The 6,939-nt window shown below is 39.9% G+C and carries 6 protein-coding genes; 4 read left to right on the forward strand and 2 right to left on the reverse strand.

Features of this window, described 5'->3' with window-relative positions; all coding sequences use genetic code 11:
- Positions 1–215: 215 nt before the first annotated feature.
- The 3 genes from G3R48_RS10720 to nfsA all read left to right on the forward strand — a co-directional run bounded on the left by G3R48_RS10720 (position 216) and on the right by nfsA (position 3,591).
- Positions 216–626, forward strand: a complete 411-nt coding sequence (locus tag G3R48_RS10720) for a desulfoferrodoxin family protein (protein WP_153664933.1) — start codon at positions 216–218, stop codon at positions 624–626.
- 714 nt (positions 627–1,340) lie between these two features.
- Positions 1,341–2,549 (forward strand): conjugal transfer protein TraF, encoded by a 1,209-nt coding sequence (locus G3R48_RS10725; protein WP_153664935.1) that lies wholly within the window; start codon positions 1,341–1,343, stop codon positions 2,547–2,549.
- A gap of 319 nt (positions 2,550–2,868) precedes the next feature.
- Positions 2,869–3,591 (forward strand): oxygen-insensitive NADPH nitroreductase, encoded by a 723-nt coding sequence (gene nfsA / locus G3R48_RS10730; protein WP_153664937.1) that lies wholly within the window; start codon positions 2,869–2,871, stop codon positions 3,589–3,591.
- 417 nt (positions 3,592–4,008) lie between these two features.
- Here the strand turns inward: nfsA and G3R48_RS10735 are convergent, their stop codons facing one another.
- Positions 4,009–4,488 (reverse strand): MarR family winged helix-turn-helix transcriptional regulator, encoded by a 480-nt coding sequence (locus G3R48_RS10735; protein ID WP_153664939.1) that lies wholly within the window; start codon positions 4,486–4,488, stop codon positions 4,009–4,011.
- Positions 4,489–4,838: 350 nt separating this feature from the next.
- Between G3R48_RS10735 and G3R48_RS10740 the strand changes: the two genes are divergently transcribed.
- The gene (locus G3R48_RS10740; RefSeq protein WP_153664941.1) at positions 4,839–5,732 is read left to right on the forward strand and encodes a DMT family transporter; all 894 of its coding nucleotides are present in this window, start codon (positions 4,839–4,841) and stop codon (positions 5,730–5,732) included.
- A gap of 307 nt (positions 5,733–6,039) precedes the next feature.
- Here the strand turns inward: G3R48_RS10740 and G3R48_RS10745 are convergent, their stop codons facing one another.
- Positions 6,040–6,807, reverse strand: coding sequence for a zinc metallopeptidase (locus G3R48_RS10745; protein ID WP_228497464.1), 768 nt, complete (start codon positions 6,805–6,807; stop codon positions 6,040–6,042).
- Positions 6,808–6,939 lie beyond the last annotated feature (132 nt).

Consider the following 6,939-nt stretch of genomic DNA (forward strand, 5'->3'; position numbering starts at 1 on the left):
TCAATAAAAAATACTCACCTTTAATATCAAAATCAACAAACAACCTACATTTAAACGCATATTAAACATGTTTAAATAATGTGAACTTCAAGTAATTAAATAGACGCTACAAATATAATATTTACATTATAAATTCAAAAACAAAGTTTAACTTGCAAGGTCATAGCAATAACGATTAATGTCATTTTCACTTATATTTTTAGAGTACATACAAAATGCAAAATAGAAGACACTTTTTAAAAAGCTCATTATTTGTATCAGGTGGCGCAGCACTTGCTATTTCAACACCATCACTTGCAGCGACAAACTCATTACCTAACGGCATTGTTTATTCAACCGAAAAAACCGGTAAATGGGCAGGAAAAGAAAAAGGCCATGTACCAACGATTACAGTAAAAGGTAATCAAGTTACCGTGCAAACTTTTCATCCGATGTCAGCAGAGCACTATATTGTCAAACATACTTTAGTGACTGAAGATGGAGAAGTATTAGGTGAACACCTATTTGCTTCAACTGACAAAGCAGCCATCTCTACCTATACCGTTGAGACAAAAAATAAAACCTTGTTTGCAACCAGTTTTTGTAATCAACATGATTTTTGGGTGTCAAAAGCGACAAAGATTTAATCGTCGCGGCATAAACTAACCTGTTGGTAAAATAGCGTTTCTAAACGGTATTTTACCACTATCAACAAGACACTTTTTAAGCGGCAATGAACCAAAACGCTCATTCGAGCGCCCTATTTCACTCCCCCCTCACTGCACATACCCGCCCTTTTAAAACAACATCTCCACACTTTTTACCATCAAGGAAAATAAAGTATAAAAACGCGGCTCATCACGCCATAATTCTCTCATATTTCACTTTACCTAAGTCAAAAAAACACAGGTATTATCGTAACTGGCGTTTAATTTCGCCCGCGTATCACTGCAGCCTAGGTCAACGTCAGCTAGGTAATAACCCACATTTATCAACAATGGGTTATTACCAAGCCGTGTTATCACCGGCATGTTGGTATCAGCACCAACATGTTTAACGACCAAGCGAGTAAAAAAGGTCTATACACATGAAGGTCTGACAAGAAAAAACGGGCCAAAAACAACATTAACAAATTGGTTTTAGCCTTTATGAGTCAGTAATTACTTGTGGGGTATTTAGGCTCAACGACCACAAGGACTTCAAATAGCAAAGCGTTGCTTCACCGCATTCTTATTGCGTTACAAAGTCTCACAATCTTCATTGAGTTTTGCACTGTTTTACCCGCATGATTCATTTAAACTAACGCGAATAACTTGTTATAAACATTAAAATAATATTGCTAACAACCTTACGGAGCCACCATGCTTAATCGCAACACAACACGCACTTTAATGGCGTTACCCCTTTGTATTTCATCTGTTTTGGCTGTCTCTGCTCAGGCTAACGCAACCGCGTTTGATAGCCGTGCTTTTGCCATGGGTGGTGTTGGTGTCAGCAGCGCAAATTACTTATCGGCATCGTTTCACAACCCCGCATTAGTGGCGCGGTTTAATCAAGACGATGGCGTTGGATTGTTATTTCCATCTATCGGGGTTGATGCCAACGATCCTGAAGATCTGATTAAACATGTTGAAGATTTTTCAGATATATATGATGAGTTTAAGCAAATATCACAGCCAACAGCGGCTGATGCCCAACTGATTATCGATCAATTAACGTTAATCCAAGGCAACTCCGCCCAAGTAAAAGCTGGCACTCAGTTTGCGGTGGCCATTCCTAATCATACCCTCGCGATAAATATATTTGTTCAAGGTTATGCTGACGGATTTGTCTTTGCAGATATTGCTGATGACGACCTTGATATTAATAACATCATCAATCAAGACCTCAGCTCACAAGCATTAACAATGGGTGTGGTTATTTCAGAGTTTGGGGTCAGTCTAGCCAAGTCATATAAGTTAGCTAATGCCGAAATTTTTTACGGCGTGTCACCTAAATATCAAAATGTACAAACCATTAATTACATTAGTGATATTGAAAACTACCAGTTTGATGATTGGGATGATGACAAATATCAATCAGACGACAGCAATATGAATGTGGATGTGGGTTTTGCTTACCAACACCAAGGTGGTTATGGCATTGGTTTTGTAGGTAAAAACTTAATCAGTAACCGCTACAACACCCAACTGATTAACGGCGTACAAGCACAATACCAAATAAACCCAACTTACACGGTGAGTGCTAACTATCACAATGACTTTATTGTGGCAGCAATTGACGTGCAGCTGAATGAATCTGAAGGTTATCAATCACTCACAGGCACTACCAATGCGTTTGACACTGAAAATGATAACCACCAAATGGCCGCCGTAGGCATTGAATTATTCCCGCAAAGTTGGGTTAAATTCCGCGCAGGTTATCAAAAAGACTTAACCGATAATACTGACGACAGCATCACCGCAGGCTTTGGGTTCTCGCCTTTTAATGTCTTTCATTTTGACCTTTCAGCAAGATACGCCGACAACAACAACTTTGGCGCTGCAATTCAAACCCGCTTTACCTTTTAACCAGTAAGCGACTCATATCCCCACGGTTAACAAGTGGGGATATGTAAAATTATGCCAAAGGACATTTTTCCCTTCTGCCCCGCACAAGTAAATCATCACTATGTTAACCACTTTAACTTGCCTTGCTTAGATTTTGGTTTGTTTAGGTTTTGGCTTGCTTAGTTTCAGCCTTCCATAGCAAAACCAACACTGCTAAATGCAATAAACGCTTAGGCTAAAACGCCATTTTCCCAGCCAAGCTAAGCCATGATATTACTTGCACCCAGTCTATTGAGGGCATAATCTGATGGCATTGATAAAGCCTTTACATGAGCTATTTATGAACCCAACAATAGACACCTTGCTTGCACATCGTTCCATTCGAAAATTCTCATCACAACACATCACCCCAAAGACATTAGACAACATACTGCAATGCGCCATCTCGGCATCGAGTTCAAGCTTTATTCAATGCGTCAGTATCATTAGAGTGACCAACCCTGAAACCCGACAACAAATTGCAGCACTGGCAGGTGGCCAGCATTACGTCGCAAGCGCCGCTGAATTTTTAGTGTTTTGCGCAGACTATAATCGTCATCAGCAAATTCACCCATCGGCACAACTTGGGTATAGTGAACAAACGCTCATTGGCGCAGTAGACACCGGATTAATGGGACAAAATGCCTTAATTGCCGCTGAATCATTAGGCTTAGGAGGGGTATTTATTGGCGGGATCCGCAACGATCCTGAGCAATTAACGCAGTTATTGTCACTGCCTGAGCATGTGTTGCCATTATTCGGCCTCTGCTTGGGATACCCCGATCAGCAACCTGAAACCAAACCTCGGTTGCCACAATCTATTCTTGTCCACCAAGAAACCTATCAAGCGGTAGATAAAAGCGAATTGGCACAATACGATAAGCAAATAACGGATTACTATGCCAGTCGCAGCACTAATAGCAAACAAATGACCTGGTCAGAGCAAATCACCACAATATTAAGTAAAGAATCACGACCATTTATGCAGCAATATCTGCACAAACAAGGCTTTAGCGTGAAGTGATTTTTATTGATTTAATAAACTCATTACCCAAACAACAAGCCCCGATACCGTTAAGTATCGGGGCTTTCAATTTGTGAGTTTCTAAGCTTTTAGGCTTTAAAGCAACACCAACATCTAACGCAAGAAAAATGGGCTTAGGGCAAGGATGTTTATCGCAACGAATCGTGTTTTTTAACTACACAAGAACAATAACATGGCCATACATTAGAATTGAGTCGTGTTACTTATATTAATTATGGGTGGCATGTTTAAATGGTGGTGTTTAATGATTGGGTTGTTAGTATGCAACATGAGAGTTACCTTTTTTGTTTTGATTAAAGATTCGATACCTTTCTATCAAAACGGGTAACTCTCACTTTTCAAGTGAAGTGTCAGATCTAGTCGAAACTAATATATCTAGATAGACACATGGTCCTCCTAAGGAAGTAATTGATCAAATATCAGTTTTAGTTGGGATATTTGTGTCTCATTTAATCCTTTGAACAGTTTGCCAATTTCATCAAAAAATTTTGGACTAGCATTAGACATAAATTCAATACCATCGTTAGTCAATGAGATAATTACGGACCTCTTATCTACGTAATCATGTCTTCTTGTCACCAGACCTTTCGTATCCAGTCGATCAATCCTGTTGGATAAAGCACCAGATGATGGTAATAAAGTGCGCTCTTTCAGTTCCTTTGCTGTCAGCTCAAATGGACTTTTGGAGCGAAAAAGTGTAGCAAGAACATCAAATTCAGAAACGTTAAGCCCATACTCCTTACAGAAGTTATTTCTAACGTCAGATAGCAGAGATCCAAATCGTACAAAAAATGTAGCAAGTTCAACTGTGTCTCTATTCAGTTTCTTATCCACTGAAAGCCATTGTTCGGTAACTTCTTCAATGCTGATGTTCAAATTAAACCCTTACATTAGTGTTCTAATTTTCTGTGCAATCTCTTCGCAATATTCAATTTTACACCATAAATGATGATCTTCACCAACAGATCAGTTACTCGAATAAACATATAAGCCCAACATATAATTTCAATCAGAAGGAAGATAATCATTTTGATTCCTATCTCAACTATATTTGTAACTAATGATAGCGTTTTCATATTATTTCCTAATTTTATTGGTGTTTAACACTAGATATGATTTCTTGATGCATATAGCGATAACTGATTAGTCAGCTTAAATTAACTTTACTTTACTTTTTATTTGTGTTTATGTAAAGTATGTTTAATTAAACATAAATAGAGTGTCATATGAAAATTTTTCTGGCAATATTAGCGCCAATTCTTTGGGGGACAACATACGCAGTCGTGTCTTCGGAGTTTGTTGGTTGGTCACCGTTTGCTTTATCAGTATGGAGAGCACTACCAGCAGGTCTGCTTCTTTTGTTGGCTAAGCCCACACTCCCCAAGCTTTCTGAATTGCCAGCTTTACTATTAATCGGGTTTCTCAATATTGCTTTATTTTTTGGTCTGCTTTTCTCAGCAGCAATGCAGATCCCTAGCTCGTTGGTTGGTGTTGGTATGGTCGCTTTACCAGTTGTTGGGTTAGCTGTCATGGGAATACTGCATCAAGTTAAACCTTCGATGATTCAGTTGATTTCAGCATTGGTTTTAGTGAGTTGCTCTGCTTATTTATTTGTCACTAGTTCAGTTCAAATAAGTTTAAGTGCAGTATTGCTTTTAATTGGAGCTATGACTGCTTTAATTGGTGGGAGCGTTGTCGCAAAGCATGCTATGAAAAACATACATTGGTGGAAGCTACTAACTTGGAAGTTAATATTTGGTGGCCTTCTCTTGATTCCGATGGCTTATTGGGAGATGTCATTGAGCGGCCAATCCTTTGTTACTGCAATTCCAACAAGTGGCGAGCAGTGGGTTGCGATGATCTGGTTAATTGTGGGATTAACATCAGTGGCTTACGGTGTTTATATCTATACGATACCGATGATCTCAACCAATGAACTAAGCTTTTTTGGAACGTTAAATCCTATTCTTGCGATGATTCTTGGTGCTACCTTGATGGATGAGTCATTTAGCGTAATTCAAATAGTTATTATGATCATTATGGTTGCTAGTAACATTATTGCCCAAATTATTGAGTACCGGAAAAACTTACCAACTGAACAAGTGATTATTAATTATTGACTCTACGTTGCATGATGTGATTTTCGATAACTAGAGACACCATCAGTTCTGTACTAAATAACATGGCAAATAACATGTCCACCCATTCCAACTGGCCCTTTTTTTGTATATCAGTGCTGAATTTGGTTGGTTATTCGCGTGTTAATCTATCAAGCCATACATTAGAATTGAGTCGTGTTACTTATATTAATTATGGGTGGCATGTTAGTACTTGTGGTATGTGGGGACTGGCACTTGAAAAGTTGAGTCAGAGCCCATGAACTACTCTTATCTAGCCCGATTTATTCTGTCATCCTGAATAAACCTATTAGCGACGCAGCACCGCTATCCAGCGACCAAGATTGAGCAAACTAGCCAGCGAGCCTGCCACGTAAGTCAACGCAGCCGCCTTGAGAATCTTCTCCGCATGTATTAGGTCACCATCGTGCAGGTAATTGCCTTCTTTTAGTATCGGCAGCGCCTTGCCATAACTGGCGTCCAGCTCCACTGGCAAGGTCACCAAATGCACAATGGTGCTCAACCCCATCGACAGCACCCCGATCAACATGGTCAACGCACCAGCCTGCGGTATTCGGGTGAGCATTAAGACCACTGGCGCAGCAAACATCATTATGCCAGCAATACGCTCACCAACCATCGCAGCGCTAGCAAGCTTTTGTCGCATCATAAACATAGATTCGCCGCGAGCATCTTGTATAGCATGCCCAACCTCGTGGGCAGCAACAGTCACTGCAGTCAGGGAATGGCCGCAATAGTTATCCGGCGTTAGGCGAACAGTTTTAGCGGTGGGATCATAATGATCGCCATCGAGCGTCTCTTCAACTTTGACGTCATTCAGACCATAACGATCCAAAAGGTGACGAGCAAGTTCACCACCACTACCTTGCTGACGGTAGCGGTCAGCGGGTTGTTGAAACTTGCTCATGATGTGCTTGACCCACAAGCCGGGCAAAAATACGCAGCTCGCAATGACAATAATTAGAATGATCCATAACATACAAACCAGTATGCCATAGACCTTGGTATAACTCTCACGGCTTTTAAAGCCACTAAAAAGCGCTGATACAAATAACATGACCATACATTAGAATTGAGTCGTGTTGCTTATATTAATTATGGGTGGCATGTTAATAATCGTATGCCAAAAATTACAATCAGCGGAATTATTGCAAGCCATAATAATCCATCAAGAAACCACAATGAGGCG

Source organism: Shewanella intestini (assembly GCF_018221465.1).
GTDB lineage: Bacteria > Pseudomonadota > Gammaproteobacteria > Enterobacterales > Shewanellaceae > Shewanella > Shewanella intestini.